The sequence below is a fragment of the Collinsella sp. AM40-7AC genome, assembly GCF_003468125.1.
GTDB lineage: Bacteria > Actinomycetota > Coriobacteriia > Coriobacteriales > Coriobacteriaceae > Collinsella > Collinsella aerofaciens_O.
On record NZ_QSGK01000002.1, the window covers coordinates 91,118 to 113,893 of the forward strand.

16 protein-coding genes are annotated in these 22,776 nt (G+C 59.8%); 1 reads left to right on the forward strand and 15 read right to left on the reverse strand.

The features are described 5' to 3' along the window. Window positions 1-46: 46 nt before the first annotated feature. The 6 genes from DW892_RS02195 to DW892_RS02220 form a co-directional block, all read right to left on the reverse strand. Window positions 47-562, reverse strand: a complete 516-nt coding sequence (locus tag DW892_RS02195) for a PIN domain-containing protein (protein ID WP_147349830.1) — start codon at window positions 560-562, stop codon at window positions 47-49. Then, window positions 559-912: a hypothetical protein gene (locus DW892_RS02200; RefSeq protein WP_147349831.1), complete on the reverse strand. Its 354-nt coding sequence runs from the start codon at window positions 910-912 to the stop codon at window positions 559-561. The genes DW892_RS02195 and DW892_RS02200 overlap by 4 nt, the downstream gene beginning before the upstream one ends. A 143-nt stretch (window positions 913-1,055) precedes the next feature. Continuing rightward, window positions 1,056-3,071 (reverse strand): heavy metal translocating P-type ATPase, encoded by a 2,016-nt coding sequence (locus DW892_RS02205; protein WP_233546767.1) that lies wholly within the window; start codon window positions 3,069-3,071, stop codon window positions 1,056-1,058. 78 nt (window positions 3,072-3,149) lie between these two features. Further along, the gene (locus DW892_RS02210; protein WP_055250999.1) at window positions 3,150-3,395 is read right to left on the reverse strand and encodes a DUF6110 family protein; all 246 of its coding nucleotides are present in this window, start codon (window positions 3,393-3,395) and stop codon (window positions 3,150-3,152) included. A 195-nt stretch (window positions 3,396-3,590) separates the two neighbouring features. Then, window positions 3,591-5,348: an ABC transporter ATP-binding protein gene (locus DW892_RS02215; RefSeq protein ID WP_117765372.1), complete on the reverse strand. Its 1,758-nt coding sequence runs from the start codon at window positions 5,346-5,348 to the stop codon at window positions 3,591-3,593. Then, entirely contained in the window at window positions 5,349-7,172 is a 1,824-nt protein-coding gene (locus tag DW892_RS02220) for an ABC transporter ATP-binding protein (RefSeq protein ID WP_187364965.1), read from the reverse strand. Between the two features lie 120 nt (window positions 7,173-7,292). Here DW892_RS02220 and DW892_RS02225 point away from each other — a divergent pair, with 120 nt between their 5' ends. Continuing rightward, window positions 7,293-8,291, forward strand: a complete 999-nt coding sequence (locus tag DW892_RS02225; RefSeq protein WP_233546781.1) for an AraC family transcriptional regulator — start codon at window positions 7,293-7,295, stop codon at window positions 8,289-8,291. 354 nt (window positions 8,292-8,645) lie between these two features. On the opposite strand, the gene gatB is transcribed toward DW892_RS02225, so the two are convergent. From gatB to DW892_RS02270, 9 genes are all read right to left on the reverse strand, one after another. After that, window positions 8,646-10,322, reverse strand: coding sequence for an Asp-tRNA(Asn)/Glu-tRNA(Gln) amidotransferase subunit GatB (gene gatB / locus DW892_RS02230; protein WP_117765376.1), 1,677 nt, complete (start codon window positions 10,320-10,322; stop codon window positions 8,646-8,648). Then, window positions 10,322-11,836, reverse strand: a complete 1,515-nt coding sequence (gene gatA, locus DW892_RS02235; protein ID WP_117765378.1) for an Asp-tRNA(Asn)/Glu-tRNA(Gln) amidotransferase subunit GatA — start codon at window positions 11,834-11,836, stop codon at window positions 10,322-10,324. Before gatA ends, gatB begins: the two co-directional genes overlap by 1 nt. Beyond that, window positions 11,836-12,147: an Asp-tRNA(Asn)/Glu-tRNA(Gln) amidotransferase subunit GatC gene (gene gatC, locus DW892_RS02240; RefSeq protein ID WP_055250987.1), complete on the reverse strand. Its 312-nt coding sequence runs from the start codon at window positions 12,145-12,147 to the stop codon at window positions 11,836-11,838. Before gatC ends, gatA begins: the two co-directional genes overlap by 1 nt. A gap of 324 nt (window positions 12,148-12,471) precedes the next feature. After that, window positions 12,472-13,389, reverse strand: coding sequence for a class C sortase (locus DW892_RS02245; RefSeq protein WP_158567002.1), 918 nt, complete (start codon window positions 13,387-13,389; stop codon window positions 12,472-12,474). 282 nt (window positions 13,390-13,671) lie between these two features. After that, window positions 13,672-13,824 carry a hypothetical protein gene (locus DW892_RS10455; protein ID WP_187364966.1) on the reverse strand — a complete coding sequence of 51 codons (153 nt, stop codon included), beginning with the start codon at window positions 13,822-13,824 and terminating at the stop codon, window positions 13,672-13,674. 609 nt (window positions 13,825-14,433) lie between these two features. After that, window positions 14,434-16,209, reverse strand: coding sequence for a SpaA isopeptide-forming pilin-related protein (locus tag DW892_RS02255; RefSeq protein ID WP_158567004.1), 1,776 nt, complete (start codon window positions 16,207-16,209; stop codon window positions 14,434-14,436). A 114-nt stretch (window positions 16,210-16,323) separates the two neighbouring features. Continuing rightward, complete coding sequence (locus DW892_RS02260; protein ID WP_158567006.1) at window positions 16,324-17,994, reverse strand: SpaA isopeptide-forming pilin-related protein; 1,671 nt, start codon at window positions 17,992-17,994, stop codon at window positions 16,324-16,326. Then, entirely contained in the window at window positions 17,987-21,343 is a 3,357-nt protein-coding gene (locus DW892_RS02265; RefSeq protein ID WP_117765388.1) for a Spy0128 family protein, read from the reverse strand. Before DW892_RS02265 ends, DW892_RS02260 begins: the two co-directional genes overlap by 8 nt. A gap of 503 nt (window positions 21,344-21,846) precedes the next feature. Further along, window positions 21,847-22,668 carry an HAD family hydrolase gene (locus DW892_RS02270; protein ID WP_117765390.1) on the reverse strand — a complete coding sequence of 274 codons (822 nt, stop codon included), beginning with the start codon at window positions 22,666-22,668 and terminating at the stop codon, window positions 21,847-21,849. Window positions 22,669-22,776: the final 108 nt, after the last annotated feature.

A 22,776-nucleotide genomic window follows, 5' to 3' on the forward strand; every position in this document is an offset into this window, starting at 1 on the left:
GGCCCCTTGGCGCATCGTCGTCCAAGAGGCCCGCAAACAGTTCGCGTCAACCGATTGCCGCGCCGCCGCGTTCGGCCAAGGCAAGAATCGGCATCATTTGACAAGGTGTCTTTGCTGCAAGATCGGCATGTTCGAGCAGCTTTCGATCGTTTGTCACCAAGTAATCGACCTGCGCACGCTTGCACGCGGCGAGCACCAAGTTGTCCTCGTAATCGCGATGGAGCGCTAAGTATTTGTCGGCCAGCCAAAGGTCCGACGCATCTGCACCCACGGCCGTGGCGTTTTCGGTCATGTTCCGAACAAACGCCAACGCCGCATCGCCAATTGCGCGGGCAGACGCCTCGTCGAGCGCTGCCCCACTGGCAAGAACGCTACGCTTCAGCTCGTGTTGGACAACGTACAGCACGTCCTTGGCGATATGCACCGGAAAGAACAGCAATGCCCCCGTCTCCGCCGCCTGCCCAATAAACGCACGCGCGGCAAGCGACTCAGCATGGTCGACGCAAAACGAATCAACCCATACGTTGGCATCCACCATTATCTTGAGAGGCGCCCCGCTCACTGGATCATCCCCTTTTGGCGATAATGCTCATCCATGGCGTCGGAATAGATTGCGTCCCAATCGCGATCGTCAGATACGGGCGACGTAGCGATGCCCAGGTCCGCGTAAAGCTGATCCGCCGCCGCCCATGATGCGGCGAACGGCGTATCGGGCGCGACGGTCTGCTGCCGGTCGTCGACGGCCGCAAGCACTTCCTCGCACTGCCCGCCACCCTGCGCGACCTTGGCCACCACCTTTTTGATGAGCTCGGGCAGTGACCCGCCCGAAAGCCGCAGCGCCTCCTCGGCACGGTTCTTGACCTGGCGATCTACGCGAACGTTCACCTGCGCCATGCCGCTAACAGCACCCACGTCGATCCCGCCCCCTTCAATTGCTAGCCATGCTAGCACCACTATATAGAGAAGCTAGCACTTGGTCAAACGCAAAAGGCCTGCGCCCGGACGACACCGATGCCGTCTGGGCGCAGGCCAGATAACGTGGGCGAACACGTCTGCTAACGCAGGCAAGCCTTCGCGTTGCTCAGGCTGTAGGCAATCGTCGAGCCGTTGTGCAGCAGTGACGACGTCTGCGGGGTAATCGCGCCGGTAATACCCAATGCCAACAGCGCCGAGTTGGTGAGCATCACCTTAGAGTAGGAGCTCGTCAGACGATCAATGAGGCCCTGGCTCATGCGGCGCAAACGCACGATCGCGGCCAGATCCGTGTCGGTCAGGATGATATCGGCGACCTCCTTGGCGATGTCGCTTCCGCCACCCATTGCCAGCCCCACGTCGGCCAAACCGAGTGCCGGCGAATCGTTGACGCCGTCGCCCACCATGGCAACGTGGCGCCCCTCACTCTTAATGCGCTCCACATAGGCGTACTTGTCCTCGGGCAGCAGCTCGGCCTTAAACTCGTCGACACCCGCCTCGCGCGCAATGCGCTCGGCCGTGCGCTCCGAATCGCCCGTGAGCATAACGACATGCTTGACGCCCAGCGCATGTAGGTCGGCGATGGCCTCACGGACGCCGGGCTTGAGCGGATCCTCGATGCCGAGCACGCCGACGACCTTGCCGTCGACCGCCAGATACAGCGGCGACAGGCCTTGCATCTGGAGCTCGATTTGCTCCTTGATGTCGGACTCGAGCTGCGCACCCTCGTCCTCAAATATAAAGTGCGCCGAACCGATAATGGCGCGACGCCCCTCGATGGACGAAGCGATGCCGTGCGCCACGATGTACTCGACCGCGGCATGGCGCTCGCGGTGCTCGAGCCCGCGCTCGAGGGCGGCGTTGACCACGGCACGCGCCACCGGATGCGGGAAATGCTCCTCCAAGCAAGCGGAAAGGCGCAGGACCTCGTCCTCGCTCCAGCCGTCGGTCGTCAGCACGCAAGCCAGGCGCGGCTGCGCCTCGGTGAGCGTGCCAGTCTTATCAAACACAATGGTGTCGGCCTTGGCAAACGACTCAAAGTACTTTGCGCCCTTGACCATGACGCCCATCTTGGCAGCATCGCTCATAGCGGTCATGACGGCGACGGAACCCGTGAGCTTGAGTGCGCACGAGTAGTCGACCATCAGCGCCGCCGAGGTCTTGATAAGGCTGCGCGTGGTGAGCGCAACCAGGCCCGCGAGCAGGAAGTTCCACGGGACGATCTTGTTGGCGAGGTCCTCCATATGCGACTGGCCCTCGGATTTGAGCGAGTCGGCCGTCTGCACGAGCGAGACGATCGAGCGCAGTTTGGTCTGCGCCGTGTTGGCGCGCACGCGCACCAAGATGCTGCCGTCTTCCACGACGGTACCGGCGAACACGTCGTCGCCCACGCTGCGCTCAACGGCCAGCGGCTCGCCGGTCAGGGTCGCCTGGTTGACCATAGCGCTCCCCTGCTCGACGACACCGTCGATGCAAATGGACATGCCAGTGCGCACGGCCACCAAGTCGCCGGGCTCAAGCTCGGTGGCGGCAACGCTTACCTCGGTATCGCCGACGACCTTTTGCGCCTTGTCGGGTACATCGAGCAGCGAGTTGATGAGCTCGTTTTCGCTCATGGCGCGGGTGTAGTCCTCGAGCAGCTCGCCCACGTTGAGCAGGAACATTGTCTGGCCCGCGGTGTCGACATCACGCTTGACGAACGAAATGCCGATGGCCGAAGCGTCGAGCACGGGAACGGTCAGGCGCGGCTGCGCCAGCTCATGAAGGGCAGCGCGCAAAAATGCCATGTAACCGGCCACGACAAACACCGCACGCAGGGGCGTGGGCAAAAACCATCGGCGCGCATAGTGGGCGCCGACAAGCGTGGCAAGATCCATAACGAGCTTGTGCTTGCGCGGCTCAAGCTGCATCACGTAACCCGTCTTTGCGTCGGCAATGGCCTGAGCGTCGAGCGCACCGACGGCGGCCAGCACGGCATCGCGACACGGCTCGTCATATTCGAGCGCTAACTGGCCAATACGGCCATAGACGCGTACCTTGTGCACGCCGTCGATATCGCCGCTGAGCTTAAGAAGTGCATCGAGATCGCTCTCTGGCACAGGACCCGCCAATTGAAGACGGGTCCTGCCGGGGATCTCGCTAATAATCGAGAATCTCATAGTTTGTGCCTGGGAGCGTTACTCGGCTGCCTCGTCAGCAGCGGCCTCGCTCTGGGTGATGTAGGCCGCCTCGGCAACCATGTCGTCGACATTAGCCTTGGCCTGCTCGACCATGTCCTGGTAGCCGTTCTTGATGCGCATGCCGCACGCGATACCCTGCACGCAGGCGTTCTTTACCGGAGCGCTGGTGAGCAGCTTGATGCCAGCCGTACCAAGCAGAAAACCGCCACCAACAAGCAGGGTGTTGAACGTGGACTTCTTCATGATGTCTCTCCCTTTTGCCGCATTGGACGCGGCATGGTGCCTCAGCACCCGAGTAAACAAGTTTGCTCGAGCACGCTTTTGAAATATCTCAATTTTATCTAACTATCTAGGTCAGCCATGGCTAACCTTTTGAAAATTAACGATGCGGAGTAACCGATTGTCAATGTGACAAAGAGACTGTCCCTTTGCCCCTTCTTACAACTGCCAGGTAGCTGCTTCCTTTTGCAGCGCCACCATGCGGGCGAATTCTCCACCTGCCGCCTTGAGCTGCGCCGGAGTGCCCTGCTCGGCAACCACACCATCCTTGAGTACAACGATTTTGTCGGCATTTTCCACCGTACGCATACGGTGGGCAATAACGATAACCGTCTTACCTGCAAGCAGACGGGAGAGCGCCTGCTGAACCACGGTCTCGTTCTCCACATCCAAGCTCGCCGTCGCCTCGTCCAACAGCACGATAGGCGCGTCTTTGAGCAGCGCACGGGCGATGGAGATGCGCTGGCGCTCGCCGCCGGACAGCTTGGAGCCGTTCTCGCCGATCATGGTGTTGTAGCCCTGCGGCATGCGGCTCACAAACTCGTCGCAGTTGGCGGCGCGCGCAGCCGCAAGCACTTGCTCATCGGTGGCGCCACGACGCCCGAGGCGGATGTTTCCCATCACCGTGTCGTCAAAGAGCAGCACGTCTTGGAACACAATGGCGTAGTCGCGCAGCAGCACCTCGGGATCCACGCTCGCAACATCCACGCCGCCCACGGTGACCGTGCCCGCGGTGGCATCCCAAAAGCGCGCGGCCAGGCGGCTCACCGTAGACTTACCGGAGCCCGAAGGACCGACCAGTGCCGTGACCTCGCCTTCCTTGGCGGTAAAGCTCGCATCGGTAAGAACTTTCTCGCCGGCGCGGCCGTCCTCGCCCGCACCATAGCCAAATGCCACGTGATTGAACACCACATCGTGGCTTACGGGCTCAAACTGCTCGCTGCCCCGCGCCACGGGCTCTTCCATGATGGAACGCATGCGCTTGGCCGACGACTCGGCGGCAAACAGCTCGGACATCAGCATCAGCGCCTGATCAAAGGGCGCATAGATGCGGCTCACCATAAGCAGGAAGGCAAACATCACCAAAAAGTCGACCTGGCCGGAGGCGACCATCGCAGCGCCCGTGACCAACGTGGTGGCAATCCCCAGGCGCAGGATGGCAAAGGCGGAGTTGACCAAAAGCCCGTTGGCGAGCTCGCCTTTGGTGGTCTCGCGCTCCTCGGCATCGATCACGACGTTGAGCCCCTCAAGATAATGGGCCTCCTGGTTGGTGGCGCGGATCTCGCGCACGCAGTCGAGCGTCTCCTGGATCGCCTCGGTGACCTTGACCTTCTCGGCGCGCACGCGGTCGAACACCGGGGTCATGGGCCCGCGTGTCAGATACAGCACGGCAAAGGCCACGGGCACGCTCCAAAACGCCGCAATCGCCAGCTGCCAGCAAAAGAACAGCGACGCCACGAACACGATGGCACTTGCGATGATGGCACCCCAAAGCTCTCCCAGCACATGACTGTAGGCATGCTCCATAGTCTGAACGTCGCCCATGATGGTTTCGGTTAGATCGGCCAGATCACGACGGCCGAAAAACGACAACGGCAGTTTGCGCAAGCGCTCGGCAATCCCCATGCGCTGCTTGCCGCACTCCTCGTAAAAGATGCAGTAGGTGTAGTAATACTGCTGCCAGTTAGAGGCAAAGAGCAGCGCAAAAAAGATAATGAGACCGCCCACGATAGGCAGTGCACTCGGCAGATCGGCGCCGGTGGCGAGATGTTCGACAAAGCCGGACATGACCAGGAATAAAAAGCCCATGCCGGCCATGATGATGAGATTGGTGAGCGTGGTCCAGAAAATGCCGCGTTTTACGCCGGCGACGCCTTTATCGGATAGGAAATACTTCTTTTGGAATGAGGCGAACATTTAGGCCTCGCCTCCCTTCGTGACGGCGGCATCCGCGGCAGCAGTGATCTTCCAGCTCGCGGCCTGTTCGTATTCGGCCCACATCTTGGCATACAGACCCTCTTGGGACAGCAACTCGGCATGGGTGCCAGTCTCCTGCACGCTACCCTGGTTGAGCACCACGATTTGATCTGCGCCCACTACAGTCGAGAGTCGGTGCGCGATCATAATGACCGTACGACCCGCCGCCAGCTTGCTAAAGGCGCGCTGGATGAGTGCCTCGTTCTCGGGGTCGGCAAACGCCGTGGCCTCATCGAGCACCACGATGGGCGCGTCTTTAAGGATCGCGCGGGCAAGTGCCACGCGCTGGACCTCGCCGCCCGAAAGATATGCTCCGCCGGCACCGAGCATGGTATTGATGCCCTGTGGAAGCTTGGCCACAATGTCGTCGCACTGAGCTGCGGAGAGGGCCGCACGCACTTCGTCGTCAGTGGCCGTAGGCTTGGAAGCGCGCACGTTATCGGCAAGTGTTTGCCGGAACAGCTGGTTGGTCTGGAACACGAAGGCGACCTGGTCCATAAGCTCGTGCGGATCCATATCGCGAACGTCCACACCACCTACGAGCACTCGACCCGAGGAAACATCCCAAAAACGAGGAATCAGGCTTGCGCAGGTTGACTTGCCGCCGCCCGAAGGACCCACAAGCGCAAGGGCACTACCAGCGGGAACGCTGAAACTTACATGGCTAACGGCAGGTGCTTCGGCACCCTCGTACGTAAAGCTCACGTCCTCAAATCGCACGTCGCCGCCGGCAGGGTGCTTGGGTTGCGTGGGCACGGAGAGCTGCTTGGAATCCATGACGCTTCGAATGCGAGCCAGCGAATCGGCACTCATCTGAGAGGCCTCGCCCACAAACATGAGCTTGGTCATGGCCGTCGGTACCACGGCCGAAAATATCGCGTAAAACGTGAAGTTGACCATAAAGTGCGCGAAGTCCGTCTCGCCCGGCGCCAACAGCAACGCCACGGGCAAAAGAAATGCCACGAGGCCATTGAGCGCGGTAAGGTTGAGCACCTGCGGGCCTCGGCAGAACGTACCCGCATAGCTTTGCGCCATGTCGGCGTATTCGGCGATCGCATCGTGAAACGCCTTAAAGGAGTAGACCGTCTGCTGGAACACCTTGACCACGGGGATGCCGCGCACGTATTCGGTGCCGGTCTTGTTCATCTTGACCAGCGCGCCCATGTAGGCCTTCATAAACTCGGCGCCCTTGCCGCTCATCATGGTGGCCATGGCGCAAAACGAAACGACGACCGAGATTAAGCATGCCGCGCCCAAACGCCAATCGAGGGCAAATAGCAGCACAAGCAGGCCCGCGACCATGGCAGTGGCGCCGGCGATATCGGGCAGCATGTGCGCGAGCAGCGTTTCGGTGGAGGCGGCGCATCCGTCTACGATACGGCGCAGCTCACCGGTGGCGTGCGTGTCAAAGTAGCCGAGCGGCAGCTTAAGCAGATGCTCGCTCGTAGCCTTGCGGATATTGGATGCGCAGCGAAACGCGGACAGGTGCGTGCACATGAGTCCCACGAAATAGACCACGATGCTTGCCAGGGCAAAACCCACAGCCCACCAACCATACATCGCGATGTCGGCGGCCTCGCTCCAGTTAGGCGCCACAGCGATCAGGTCTCGCGCAACAAGCCAGATGCACACGTACGGGCCAAAGCTCAACAGCTGCGAGAACGCCGAGAGGGCCATGCCCAAATACGTTAGGAATTTACGGTCACCAGCATATGCAAGCAGCTCGCCGATGCCGCCACCTTCCTTTTTCGATCCCTTTGCCATGAGATTCCTTTCTAACGGCTTGAGAGTTAACCGTAAGAAACTTATCATGGGCGTGTTAGCCAAGGCACACAATTGGGCCAGGCGTGGACGTTTTCGCAAATGAAGGGGACGCTTTTGAAAATGCGGCGGGCGGCGACCGACATAACCGAGCTCTACGCACCGCAGTTTGAGCAGTTTGGCCTGGAGCTTACCGGCAAGGGCGCCGTCTTTACCGGCGAGGTGGCAAACGATCGGGCGCACGGACGCGCATGGATCATGCCCCTCTCCCCCGCCTGCATCGTTATGGAGCATTTCATTACCCCGATGCACGATATGTACCTGGCAGAATACACACCCGAACCGTACGCGTGCGTGAGCGAGGTCAGCGCGCCCACGCTCATGTGCATGCCCGAAGCCGGCATAACGCCTGCGAACCTTAAACCCCTGCATGGACCGTGGCCAAACAATGCTGTGTGCAGCTTTATCCAAGATAACTGTGGCGAGGAGTTAAGCCCACTGTTTGCAGGGCGGCTCTATCACTCGCGCTCGGTGCTCTTTTTGCCTGGATATTTTGACGAACTGGAGCACCGCTATCCCACCGAGTTCGCAGGGGTCTTTGAGGCGTTTGCCGAGCCATGGCACGAGGAGGCGACGTCTGCCATCTGCCACACGTTGCGCAGGATTAACGAGGACCGCGCCCGCACCGTAGGCGGACACGTCTATATGCAAGGCATCGTGGAGACCATGGTCGCGGAGCTCGCCTGTTCGCGCGCGGCCCACAAGCAGGCGCGGCAGGCGGCAGACACACGCGCCAGCGTGACCATTGCCGAGGAAGCGGCGGCAATGATTGAGCGCGCGCTCGACAAAGGCAGGCGTGTGGGTATCAACGAGGTGGCCGAGAGGCTCTACACAAGCCGCTCCAAGCTATGCGCCACCTTTAAGGCCCAAACTGACGAGTCCCTGGGCGCCTACATTCGCAGACGCCGTATGGAGCGAGCACAGGACCTTTTGGCCGATAGCGCGCTCACGATAGCGCAGGTGGCAGAGCGTCTAGGCTACCCTCAGCAGGCCGCCTTCGCCCAAGCCTTCAAGCAACACACCGGCACCACCCCCACCACCTGGCGTTCCCAACATATATAAAGAATGAAGGCGCCAACGGCGCCCTCATTCACCAAATTCCATTCAGCCCCGCCTGACCCGAACGGCCGAGTCGTCACGGAACCGAGGGGCCGGGCGCAGGGCCTTGCCTCTCAATGAGTTCCCTTCAAAACAATGGGCGTGCCGACGGCACGCCCATTCACTCTATTCCATTCAGCCCCGCCTGACCCGAACGGCCGAGTCGTCTGGCCGGGGAAGCCCCGAGTCGCCGGGGTGTTTGCTCCAAATGAGTTCCGCATGCAAAGAAGGCCACTAAACGTGGCCTTCGTCTTGCATAGGACTGTTTGAAATTTGGAGCAAACACCCCGGCGACTCGGGGCTTCCCCGGCCTCGCAGCTACGAGAGCGACGTTCTCAGCAACTCGTTGAAGAGCTTCGGGTTGCCCTTGCCGCGGCTCGCCTTCATGCACTGGCCCACCAAAAAGCCGATGACCTTCTGGTTGCCGTCACGATACTGCTGTGCCTGCTCGGCACAGTTTGCCAGCACCTCGTCCACGATGGGCTGCAGCGCGCCGGCATCGCTCACCTGACGCATACCGCGCTCGTCGACGATCTTGTTGGGGTCGTCGCCGGTCTGGGCCATGGCCTCAAAGACCTCGTGCGCCTGGTTGGAGCTGATGGCATCGGTCACCAGCAGCTTGGCCAGCGCTGCTACCTGAGCCGGCGCGATGCCGGACTCGGCGAGCGACACGCCTGCGCTCTTAAGGTAGGCGATCATCTCGTTGACCAGCAAGTTTGCAACCGTCTGGGCCTCCTTGCCAGCCATACCGGCAGCGGCCGCCTCAAAGAACTCGGCAAACTCCGGGTCGCCGGCGATCTGCTCGGCGTCGGCCGCCTTAATGCCAAAGTCGGCCTCAAAGCGGGCGCGCTTGGCATCGGGCAGCTCGGGGATCTCGCCACGGCAGCGGTCGATGAACTCGTCGTCCAGATCGAACGGTGCCAAGTCGGGATCGGGGAACAGACGATAGTCGTCGGCCGTTTCCTTCACACGCATGACCACGGTGCGCTTGCGGCTGGGCTCCCAGTGGCGGGTCTCCTGATAGATGATGCCGCCCTCCTCGAGCACCTCGGCCTGACGGCAGATCTCGTAGGCAAGGCCGTCATGCAGGCTCTTAAACGAGTTGAGGTTCTTGAGCTCGGTCTTGGTACCCAGCTTGGTCTCGCCGCGGCGGCGCAGCGACACGTTGCCATCGCAGCGCATGGAACCCTTCTCCATGGAGCAGTCCGAAATGCCCAGCGTCACAAAGATGCGGCGGAGCTTCTCCATAAACAGGCGAGCCTCCTCGGGCGTGCGCAGGTCGGGCTCGGTGACGAGCTCGATCAGCGGCGTGCCGCAGCGGTTGTAGTCGACGAGCGACTCGGCCGCGGCGGTAATGCGGCCCTCGGCGCCGCCCACGTGAACCATCTTGGCGGCGTCCTCCTCCATGTGGATGCGCAGGATGCGGATGGGCACCGTGTAGGAACCGTCCTCGCGACGCTCGGGCATCTGCAAGTTGGACGCGTCATAGCTGGCCAGGTGGCCGGCGCGCTGGTTGCCCTCGCGCATGGTCGACGTCATGGACGTGGACAAGCCCTCGGCGTTGGCCGAGGCGCTCGCCAGGCTCTGGGCCTCGGCCTCGCCAAACGCGCATTCGGGGCGCTCGGCGGCACCGCGACCGGTCACATCCAGATCAAGGTGACCGTACATGGCAAAGGCGACCGGACCCTGCGTGGTCTGGAAGTTCTTGGCCATATCGGGATAGAAGTAGTGCTTGCGGTAGAACATCGAGTGGCGCTGGATCTCGCAGTTGGTGGCCAGACCCGCCTTGACGATACTCTCGATGGCGCGCTTGTTGGGCACCGGCAGGGCGCCGGGCAGGCCCAGGCACACCGGGCACACGTTGGCGTTGGGCTCGTCATCGTGGCTGAGTTTGCAGTTGCAGAACATCTTGGTATCGAGTGCGGTGAGCTCGGTATGGATCTCCAGGCCAATCACGGCCTCCCAATCCTGCAGGACCTCGGAAAGCTCCTTCATTACAGCTCGCCTCCCTTCCCGGCAAAATCGGGCGCGACGGAAAGCACGGGCGCACCCGTGGCGGCATCGGCAAAGCCGCGCTCCAGGGCGCGGGCAAACGTGAGCAGCTGACGGTCCTTAAAGGCAGGTCCCACCAGCTGGGCAGAAACGGGCAGCTGAGTGTCCTCGCCCAGTCCCAGCGGCACCGAGATACCGCCGTTGCCGCAAATGTTGAGCGAAATGGTGTACAGGTCGGAGAGGTACATCTGCGTGGGGTCGCTGATCTCGCCAAACTTAAAGGCCGTGCGCGGCGAGGCGGGCATGAGGATGGTGTCCACCTTGGCATACGCGGCATCGTAGTCCCGCGTGATGAGCGTGCGGGCCTTTTGCGCAGCGTAGTAGTACTTGTCGTACACGCCCGAGCTCAGCAGGTAGGCGCCGAGCATCTGACGGCGCTTGGCCTCGGCGCCAAAGCCGTGGGCGCGGCTGAGCGAGCTCTGGTCGGACAGGTTGGCGCAGCCCTCCTCCTGATAGCCGTAGCGAATGCCGTCAAAGCGAGCCAGGTTGGAGAACGCCTCGGCCGGACCGATGACGTAGTAGGCAGCGATGGCGGCATCCAGGTGCGGCAGGTCGACCTCGACCAGCTCGGCGCCCTGGTTCTGCAGCTCCTGGGCGGCGCGCTGAACAGCGGCCTTGACCTCGGGCGTCAGACCCTCGGCCTCCATAAACGCGGGGATGATGCCCACGCGCTTGCCCTCGATGCTGTCGTTGAGATGCTCGGTAAAGTCGACGGCGCAATCCTGGCTCGTGCAGTCGTACGGATCGTGGCCCGCGCCGGTAAGCGCGTTCATGGCCAGCGCGACATCCTCGACCGTGCGGCCAAAGGGCCCCACCTGGTCGAGCGACGAGCCAAAGGCAACCACGCCGTAACGGCTCACGGCGCCATACGTGGGCTTAAAGCCCACCACGCCGCACAGCGACGCCGGCTGGCGAATGGAGCCGCCGGTGTCCGAGCCCAGCGAGAGCGCGACCTCGCCCGCGGCGACGGCGGCAGCGGAGCCGCCCGAGGAGCCGCCGGGCACGCGTTCGGTATCCCAGGGGTTGTTGGTGCGGTGGAACGCCGAGCTCTCGGTGGAGCTGCCAAAGGCAAACTCATCCATGTTGGCCTTGCCCATGGGCAGACAGCCGGCGTCGAGCATGCGCTGGACACAGGTGGCGGTGTAGACGCTCTGGTAGTCCCCAAGCATGCGGGAAGCGCAGGTGGTGCGCGTGCCCACGAGGTTCATGTTGTCCTTGATGGCTAGCGGCACGCCCGCAAGCGGGGGCAGCGGCTTGCCTGCGGCACGGTCGGCATCCACGCGCGCAGCGGCCTCGAGCGCAAGCTCGGGCGCCACCTGCAGGAATGCCTGGACCCCGCCCTCGCGCGCCTCGATGGCGGCAAGGGAGGCCTGGGCCACCTCGGTAGCGGTAAAGTCGCCGGCAGAAACGCCCGCGGCGATCTGGGCGGCGGTAAGGGAATCGAAGCTCTGCGCCATTACTCGCTCTCCCCCTCTCCCAAAATGGACGGCACGCGGAAGTAGCGGTCGCGCGCGCTGCCGGCGTTTTCGAGCGCGACGTCGAGCGGCAAATCGCGCTCGGGCTCGCGCAGGTCGTCGCCCATCACGTTGGACAGGCTTCCGATGGGATGGAACGTGGGCTCCACGTCGGGCAAGTCATATTGCAAGACGGGCTCGAGCATCTGGACGGCGTCGTTCATGTAGGACGTCATCTGGGTGAGCTCGTCATCGGTCAGTGCGATCTTTGCGTACTCGGCGATGCCGCGCACGTCTTTCTCGCTGAGTGCCATAGGCGCTCCCTTCCGCATAACAGATAAACCGCTCTAGTATACAAGGCAACGCCGCTTGGAGCAGGCGCTTTACCCAAATGCAGCGAAAACGTAACGAGAGCGGCGATTGACAGGCGGCGGGCTGGCGGTTCTGCAGCGAAACCGCACCGTCCATAGCGAAAACCGTACTGCTCACAACGAAAACCGTCCCGCCCGCAACGAAAAGCATCACAACATTCGACGTTTTTCGCCAAAATCGCGATTTTCATCGAATGTTGTGATGGTTTGGAAGTCCCGACCACCACAAAGGTGCCTGTCCCCATTGTGGTGGTTCTGAACGATGCCTTATGCCGAGGCTTTGGCCTTGCGGCGCTTACGGATCGTGTGGATCACGATGTCCAGCAGCAACAGTACAATGGCCACGACCACGATGAGCACGGCGAACTCGCGCTTGCCCCAGTGGCGGCCGGCCAGCGACTTTTGCTTGTCAACGTCCTTCTTGTTGTACTTGGTGCGCACGCAATGCACCAGCAGGCGATGGTCGTTCACGCCGTAGGGCGTGCAGGTGACGAGCGTCACCTTGTCGGCGCCGGGCTCGATGGTCAGCGACTCCATCTCCTCGGGCAGCACCACCTCGGAGTCCACCATCTTATAGGCGAGCGTCTTGTTCATGGTGTGCAGCAGCACCAGGTCGCCGGGTTCCAGCGAATGGATGTCGTCGAACATGCTCAGGTTGCGCATGCCCGAGTGCGCGGTGAGCACGCAATGCGTCGAGGTGCCGCCCACCGGCAGGCTCGTGCCCTCCAGGTGGCCGACGCCCGCCATAAGGACTTCTTCGCTCGTGCCGTGGTAGATGGGCATGCTCACGTCGATGGAGGGGATCTCGACCCAGCTCATCATGGGATCGCGGTCAAAGATGAGCTGCTGAGCGTAGGGCTCGATCCGGTCGGCGGGGAGCTCGGTGGCCTCGCCCGCCAGCTGCTCGTTAAAGGAGCGCGCCTGGAGCAGGATGCGCTCGCGCTCCTCGGCAGACAGCGCGTCCACGGTGCTGGACACGGTGCTGATCTGGTTGAACACGCCCGAGGCCTCGAGCCGGTCCAAGATCCACGGCCAGGTCATAAGGCCCACGCCAATAAGGATGATGACGATGGTGATGAGTCGATCGGCCCAACGCGGCAGTCGCTTGCGGCGGCGCTTGGGCTTTTGTTGAGGTTTGGGCTGAGGGCTTGAGCCACCGTTGGCCGCGGCGTTATTGCTCTTCATATGTTTGGCGCCCTGCACCATCGCCAGTCACTCCTCTACAACTCAAGTTGTCTAAACAAATAATAGCCGATTAGCGAGCTTCCGCGCCGGACAACGCAGCTAGACTGCACCGTCCAGTCGAGGATAAGCCAGCATTTGAGTTTTCAAAATGCCCCGGATCGGCGGGGCGATTCGGGATACAATATCAATAGAAAACGACGCACCCCGCGTAAATGTTTGGGAGCGCGGGCGGCCTAGTTTTCTGGTTTTGTTAAATGCCCGGGATCCTACCCCCGGGCATTCTTATTTGCGCTTGTTGCGGCGCAAATGCCTTCCACCGTCCGCATCGCGCGTGCGCCTACGGACCTTAAACCGAACCTCATACGAGTCAAGAAACGCGATGACGAACGTGCCAACCGCCGCGAGGGCGGCGAGCGCGTTAAGGAATTTCAGCATTTGGGGACCTCCGATCGAGTCGTCGGCCGCCCGCGCACGGGATGCGTCGCAAAGCCATTTTACTGCGAGTGTATGCACCCACAGCTGGTAAACGCGATTTTGACAAACATTTGTTCGATAGTTACAAACACGATTCCTCATCCAGCGGAGCCTGGCCGCATTGTCCGGGTTTGCCCAACGTGTTTGCGTTTTCAAATGTCCCGAATCGGCGGAGCGATTCGGGATACAATAGCTGCAGGAAACGACGCACCCCGCGTAAGTACTTAGGAGCGCGGGCGACCAGTTTCCGACGTTGTTAAATGCCCGGGCCTCTAACCCCGGGCATTCTTATTTGCGCTTGTTGCGGCGCAAATGCCTTCTACCGTCCGCACCGCGCGTGCGCCTACGGACCTTAAACCGAACCTCATACGAGTCAAGAAACGCGATGACGAACGTCCCACATCGGACGATGGAGGCTGGCTGCGTTGTCCCAAAAAAACGGGGCAGACTCCAGTGCGGAGTCTGCCCCGAAAAGAGAATGGCAAAGCAAGAACGTGGATGGACGAGAAAAGTGTCCGCAAGTCTCATGGCCATCACATCCCACCTGCCAAAGGGATGGGTGAGCGAGCGTTACTCCTGCTCGGACTCCTCAGCCTGCTTACGGCTGCGGATGAGGTGCGCCACGCCGATGCACAGCACCGCGCCACCAGCGATCCAAGTGAAGGTCACGCCGTTAAGACCGGTCAGCGGGAGGCCGGTGCCCTTCTGGTCGACAATAGTGAAGCTGAGCTTACCGGTAGACGCGGTAGCCGAATTGTTCTTCACGACACCACTCGCTGCATTGATTGCAGAATCCGCACTAGGGATAACGTCACCGCCATTCTGGTTAAGATCGCGCTTGATGGTAAAGGTCACACCGTTTGCTGCGGAGTTGTTGTAACCAGGGGCGGGCGTAACCTCCGTGAGGACGTAGGTGCCCTCGTCGAGACCGACAACATTAATCTTGCCGGAGTCATCAGTTGTCAGCTTAGCCTTTGCTCCATCGGTCGTCTTGACACCATTTGCCATGATAAACTTGTTAGTATCACCCTGCTCTTGCAGCGTAAACTCAACACCTTTGAGTCCCTTTGTTTCATCATTAGAACCGACCTTGGTGACATCGATACCGTAGGTGTAATCGTAGGCGGGGTGCTCGACCGTGGTGCCAGTACCGTCGGTGTGCGGGTTGTTGGAATAGGTCAACATGACATTGTTCACCTGGGCCTTGCCGAGCATATCCGCGTTAATCTTGCCAGCATCCAGTTTTGCCTCATAGTTCACATAGACTGTCGAACTACCGTCAACGTTGATGGAAGTGCCATGCGTATCCTTTGCTTCTTTGAGGTTTTCGAAGGAAACAGTGAGCGTATTCGTGCTTTTCCCCGGGGCATAGGTCGCACTGTAGCAGGCGGGATCTACGACTGAATTGTCAATCTTGACCTCAACGACCGGGTTATTTCCATTAAGATTCGGCACCATCGTGCAGGGAAGCTCGTCGGTGAAAGTGTAGCTGTACTTCTTGTACGTATTAATGTTGCTTGCAACAGTACCGGCAAGCTGATATTTAATCAGCTGCTCGGAGGCAGAGTCGGCAGCTTTGTTGGCAGCAGTGAAAACGGTTTTATTAACGTCCGTAACAAATTTATCGCCCTTGTCATCCATGACGGCCTTGGTCACTTTAGGGACGCTCTTCTTGGGCTCCGCATTTACATCGGCGCCGCCGACGATGGTGAAAATCGGTGAGGTGAACGCGTCGTCATTACCATTGGTCTTATTGGTACTCTTAGTCGAACCGGGCTGATCGGTCACAAAGAGCCAGTAACCAGCGGGCAGATCGTTGAATTTACCATCGGTAGAGGTTTTCCAGCCAGTGGTCGCGTTAGTTGCAGTCACTTTCTCAAGGGCTTTGGCGATCCTGTCGAGCGTCGTTCCCACGTTCAGATTGGTAGTCTGGTTGGTGCCAGCCTCATACTCAGCCTCGGTCTTAGTCTTAATCCACTTCGCCCAGGCGGCAGCATCATTGATGTTGTTCGGTTTAGAAGGGTCCGTCGTGTCCGAGTTAAATTCCCCGGTCACGGCATCCCTCACTTCATCCGATGCCCACTTAATATCGGACAGCGTCTTCTCATCGGTAGAATCCCAAACATTGGGGCTTGTCTGATCCTGCGTAACCGTAGCGGAGAAAATCTTGATGCCCTTAAAGGTCGTACCCGCGTAGTCGTCATCTTTGATCGTCACATTGCCAATCGTCGTAGCCACAGGCGTACCATCAGCAAACGCCATCGTGACCGGGGCCATGACGCCGCCGAAGCTCAACGCCGCTGTGAGGCCTGCGGTTACTGCCAGGCGTGCGATGTTCTTGCTCATGCTCATCTTCTTTTCCTCTGCTTTCTGCTTGAAGTCCATTTGATCTAAATCTGTCTGTCTGTGTCTTAGCATCTGCTTCGCTACGTCTCGCCCCGCTCTCTGTGGGGCTGCCAGCTACTCTTTATGGCTGCCACCTCCCCGCTTGACCAGGAGCGCGACCACGATGAGCGCGGCTCCGGCGACCGCTGCGGCGGCCGCGGCGTACATTGCCATATCGCCAGTCGAGGGCATAAAGCCTCCGGTGGTAATGCTAGGGGGTGTGCCGGTGGGCACGTTGATGAGCGACGCCTCCAGGCTGCCCGTCGACCCGTCCGCGCTGTCGGCGCGCAGGGGCGACTCGGCCGTGATGGTGAGCTTAGGCTTGGCAGCGGCCACCTGGTCGACGTCCAGGCCCTCGGCCTTGACCGTCACGGAGCGCGTGCCCTCGAAGGCGGTGTAGCCCTTGGGCGCCTTGAGCTCGCGGATCTCCAGCTTGCCAGAGTCCACGCCCGAGACGGTCACGTGGCCGTCCTCGCCCGTGGTGACGGTGGCCTTGCCCTCCGCATCCCACGTGCCGTCGGCCGCCAGTGTGCGGCCGCGGTCGTCGGCGATGCTCAGGACCGCCCCGGCAAGCGGCTTGTCGCCGTCGCTGCCGCGCTTGGTGAGTGCGAGATCCCAGGTGTAGGCGCACGCGTCGTCGCTCGGCGTGCGGGTGAAGCCGGCGTCGCCGGACTGGTCGGCAAAGGGAGAGCGCGGGTAGCGCAGGTAGACCTCGTTGGGGTTGCCCTTCGCGATGCCGTGGTTGCACGCGCTACTGAGCGGCGCATTGTACACGGCGACCACGCGAGCGCCCGCGGTGAAGGCGTCGGCCCCGCCGAGCGCGGCGATGAGGTCGCCGGTGCGCACGGTGAAGGTCTTGCCGTCAGCCGCTACCTTGGTGGCGCACTGGGCCGTGATGTCGGTCCAGCCCTTCGCGGGCTCGGTGCCGGCGCGTCCGTCCTTGCCGGCCGAGACGGCGTCGAAGCCGCCGTCCGCGCCCGCCGCCACGTACACACGCATGCTCGCGGCCACCTTGGAGGGGTCGAGCCCCGCGCTCATGGTGTCGACGAACCGCACCGTATAGGTGTCGTAGGCGGTGAGCCCGGCCGGGACCGTGGCCGAGAGGCGCCAGTACAGGTCGTCGGCGACCGTGGCGTCGGCGGCCTTCTGCCATGCGGCGGTGCTGTCCTCCAGCACGTGCTTTTGGACCTTGGGCGTCGCGGCCTTGGGCTTGACGGTGACGGCGCTGCCGCCGACCAGGGCCATGATCGGCGCGGTGCCGGCCTCGTTTTGGGAGATGGCGTCGTCTTTGGCGACGATGAGCCAGTAGCCACAGGGCAGCTCGGCCGTCGTGCCCGCGTTAAGGGCCACGGACACGGCGCCAGAGCTCTGGAGGGAACGAGCGAGCTGTGCGCTCAGCGCGCTCGTAAGGCGGGAATCGGTGTTGAGCCACTCGGCAGCTTCCTGTGCGGTGGTCTGGGAATTGGGCATGCCGGCGCTGTGCAACACAGGCAGCGCGGCGTCGCGCACGGCATCGCTTGCCCGGACAAGGTCGGTGGCGATCTTGGCGTCGTTGTCGTCATCGACGACGTTGGCGTCAAAGATCTGGTAGGCGTCGTAGCTGCGCGCCACGGTGCCTGTCACCGTGATGGATCCGGTCGCGCTCGGCGCGGCCTGCGCGGATGCGGGGAACACAACCGCGCAGGTGCCGATCAAGAGGGCGAGCAGCGCAAACAAGATCGGGAAGGAGCAAACTTTCTTATTCACGACGCTCGCCTCCCTTCGCATTCGCCTTGCGACGAATGTGCATCCAGGCCGCAGCAGCGCAAAGCGCCGCCGCGCCGGCAAGGTACGTCAGAGTGACGCCCGACATACCAGAAAGGGGCAATGAAGTGGAGTAGGTGTTGGTGAAGGTGGGGGTGGAGTCGGGTTTGGTGCCATCGATGGGATTACCGTCGGCGTCAACGATCTTGGTGCAGGCCACATTCGTGGGCTCGATTTTGCCGTTTGTATTGTCCGTCATCGTGACGTCAAATCGATAGACAGACTTGTCATATTTATAGTGCGAGAACAGCGAACCGTCAGTTTTCTCGCGCACATAGTACGTGAAGGTCTTGGAAGCGCCACGGCCCGTGGAGTCGGACGCGAGCTTGTCGAGTTGTTTGAGTTCGTACTCGATCGGCTTGAAGCTCCGGGTCTGGGACTTGCCACCGTCGGCAGTGGGGGTAATCTCGCCCTTGGGGTCAGTCGTAACCGTCTCGGCATTATCGAACTTATCGTTATCCGCAAGCTCGAGCGTGAACTCCTTCATCTCGCCACCCTTAACAACCTTAGTCACCTTGGGAGTCCAAGAGCCCTTGGAGGTGTACGGAGTGTATTTGTTAGTGAAAGTTGCACCACTGGTAAGCGCAACGATAACAGCGTTTTCGCCTTCAGCTGCTACGGTGGCTGCTGATTCTGCTTCTGGCGTTCTTGCGCCAGCGCCGTCATTTTTTACCTTTGTTACCGAAACGCTCCCGACTTTGTAATACGTGTATTTAATGTCAAGCACGTTGTGCGACTTTTTCTCATCCCTCACAACCTCAGGATCAATTTTGTAGATCGTTTTGTCGTAAGTCACGTTCTTGTCCGTGCCCGGAACCTCTACCAAGTAGTAAACAAGATCGTCGTCGGCATAAACTTCACCCAGATCAAAGGTGAGATTTCCATCCCCATCGTTTTTCACCGTATCAACCACCGAGCAGCCATTGAGCTGAAGTTTGCCATTGGAGTCAAAGCTCGGAACTGTATATGAGATCCCGCCTTGTTCGTTAATAATCTTGTTCTGTCTGAGTAGCTGGAAATCGAAGTCATTTCCTTTAAGCGTGCCGTCCTTAAGCACCTTGGAGCCATTGAGCTTCATCTTGGGGTAAACCTTGACTTCTTGAGTGGAGCCAGCGATTACGTCGCCGTTGGTCATGATGCCACCACCGTGGATGTTGGAACTGTTGCCCGTGATATATAACGTAGCCAGCCTTATAGCTTCATTTTGATCTTCAACGAACGGTTCGGACTTTAGGCCAATCATGTACTTGGCCTGGACTCCGTCATACTTACCGATGGTCGTAGGCTGACCGTCAATCGTGCCCGACCAATTTGCAGCACCACCGCCGAGCATCTGGCCCGTTACGGCTGCGATATAGTCAGCGTTATCCGACTTGCGGATAAGGAAGAGGTCCTCATGGCCACGCCTCTTGAAGTCATCGGTAATCTCACCGCCATCAACACTTGGAGGCTGGTCTTCATTCTTACCATTGGTGCCGCCTGATAGATTCTCACCGTTTGCATCGGTGTTTCCGAAAATCGCAATACCATTGGCATCGGTAATCGCCGTCTTGCCGCTCGGGCAGGCTGCGAAGCCACCACCATAGCCCTTAGCCGAGTTTTTGGTAATCAGGGCGTTATATATCTTGAGACGCGCCGAATTAACGCCCTCGTCACTGTTGCCTCCCTGGACAAAAACGCCACCGCCACCCCAGTCATTGGTGGTATTAGTCGTATTGTTAGTTATGTAGGCTTTCTTGCCACTCACACTCACATTAAATACGCCAATGGTAGGCGCAGCGATACGGACGCCGCCGCCCTCAGAGTTTTGCGCCACATTGCTGGCGATGCTTCCACCAGAGAACGAAAACAAGGAGAGAGCCCGATTCCAAGCGCCAGCATAAATACCGCCACCGGCCTCGGCAGAATAGTTACCGGTGATGAAGCCACCGTTAATTGTGAGACTGCCGCTATTGAAGGCAGCAATACCACCGCCGCCGTGACATCCGTTACCAATATGCTTCGTGGAGCCTTCATTTTCGCTGTAGAACTGATAGTTGTTGTTGGTGATGTAACCATCTGAAATGACTACAGTTGAACTAACAGCACAAACACCGGCGCCGTAGCCCGATCGGTCTTTGAGCGTACCGTTACCGGAAATCGTGCCGCCGGTCATATTAACTGTGGATCCGTTAGCGTACACGCCGCCACCATTGGGGGCATAGTTGCCAGCGATTACACCACCAGTCAGCTTAAGAGTCGAGGCGCCACCGTTCGCGTTGGATACCATAATGCCCGCGCCGGCACCCGAAGTTCCCGTAGAGGCACCACAAACGTATCCACCGCTCATGTTGACGGTAGAGCCGTTCTCGGCATAGATGAGGTTGCCGATACGGTCATCCTTCTTTTGTGTGAGTACGCCACTTTCAAAATTGAAGTTGCCGCCATTATAAAGGTTGACGAGCTTTAAACCAGTAGCGTCGGCGTTACCGCACGCCACGATGGCGCCCTTGATATCAGCCTTATACCCTTTAAGGGTCTCGGTTGTACCGGTTCCCTTTGCGACCGATTCGGTTACGTAGTAGGTAAGCTTGGTCGGGATGCTGGAACCGTCGTAATCCATTGAAGCGAGATTGCCGTTATTTACTCCATTAACCATGGTCTCTGTCGGGGCAGCTTGCTGGCCGTCCTTGACGGTCAACGTTGCTCCAGCGGTGATATTGAAGAGAGGCTGATTGGAACTCTCATGCTTAATCTTGCAGCCATTTAGATCCAACGTGATAATACTGCCGCTTTTATTGAGCTGAATTGTCTCGCTGGTAACAATATCTTTCGTAAGCTTAAAGTTGGCAGCGTCGCTCGCCTTCTCCAGCTCAGTTTTCAGCTTTTCCGCGCTATCTATCTCACCGGATGCCGCTTCGGCCTGCTCGCCTTCCGCGACCGCCATTGCAGCATTGTCATCCGACGACTTGCCGTCTTCACCCAGTAGCTCGTCCTCAGGCTGATCCTCAACCTGATTCTGCTCAAGGCCATTTGAAGGATCGGTCTCGCCATTCTCGGCATCATCACTATTCTGGTTCTCGGCATCCCCGTTAGTGGTGTTGTCTACAACAGTAGATTCGCTTGAGGAACCCCCCCCCATCACAGTTTCCTCGGTAGAAGCTGGCTGGGCATCGTTGGCAATGGCCTGCGAGATCGGGGGCATGACGAGCGACAGTACCAAGCTCAACACGGAGGCTCCGCACAAAACGCCTGCCAGTACACGGCGCGTCGCCCTATTACTCTGCTTAGATTTGTCCGAATTCGCTTTCATCGATGTCTCCTCCCCAAGAGACCGCGATCTTGCTCTTTCACTATCAAACGTATCTGCGCAATCTGTAATTGCGCTCGTAAGTGATGCAATTATAACGATTGTTTAAACATCTGAACAGCAAAACCGACATTTTTGTGCAAGTTCTTAATTCTCTTGACAATTGCACGGATTTGCCTTCGTTTATTCGCTATCTATTTTTTGTTTCTGCTGGTAATTTAGTTGCGTATTATTTTTTAATGGCATTAGATTTATTTGCACAACAATTTGCTCAAGAGCAAACATCCTGTGAGCGGTCGAAAATCGACCGTGAGCGGTAGGTCATCAACCGGGATGAATATCCTACCAAATTGATGAGAATATCTTAAACCTATCGGTGGTTAGAAGCGAGATGTTCATACAACCAAATTTGAATTTGCGCGCAGTTTTTAGGTATCAATTCGCCCAAAACGCCTGAGGCCACCGCAAAAGAGCCTGCCCCCTTCTGCGGTGGTTCTTCCCCAGCGCTACAGCAGATGTTCCTCGATAAAGATCGCGATGCCGTCCTCGTCGTTGCTCGCGGTTACAAAGTCCGCGGCGGTACGGGTGGCGTCGCTGCCGTTTGCCATAGCCACGCCCACGCCGGCGTCGGCCACCATGCAGGTGTCGTTGTCCGCATCGCCAAACACGCAGATGTCCTGGAGCTCCATATCGTTGAGCTCCGCCACGCGCACAAGGCCGCGCGTCTTGGACACGCGCGGATCCATGAACTCGTAGAGCCGCTGCGTGGTTTGCAGAGCCGCCGCCTTAACAGTGTCATCGACAAACGTCGACGCCCGCTCAATCACCCGCGGCATTACCTCGGGCGCCATGGTAAACATCACCTTGGGCTGCGGCTCGCGCAAAAACTCGGCAAAATCGACCACCTGGTAGGGCACGCCATCGACGCGCGACAGGTGCTCGACGCACGCGTTGCTCTCGGGCACGCAGAACACGCCGTCTCGGGGGCAGACGGGCGTTGCCGGAAGGTCCGCCATGCGCTTGCAGATGCGCGCGATGGTCTCGCCCGGCAGCGGATAGCTCAGCTCGTTGATGTCGTGTGCGCGGTCGATGACCTCGGCGCCGCCGCAGCCCACGAGCACGTCCACCAGGCCTTCGATGCCCCAGAGCTCGTACATGGCCTCGGTCGCGTGGGCGTCGCGCCCGGTGCACAGGCCAAAGAGCACGCCGCGCTCGCGCAGGGCGCGGATCGCCGCCACGGTGCGCGGGGACACCGTGTGCTGGCTCGTGAGCAGCGTGCCGTCGATATCGCAGAACACGGCTTTGATGTGGCTGAAGGTGGTGTCCATGGGGGCCTTCTGGGTTGTACGGCGGTGTGGGGTGTATTCGCAAACGGCGTACATGGTATACCAAGGCACAGGCGCGGCCCGTTAAAGCAAAAACCACCACAAAGGTGC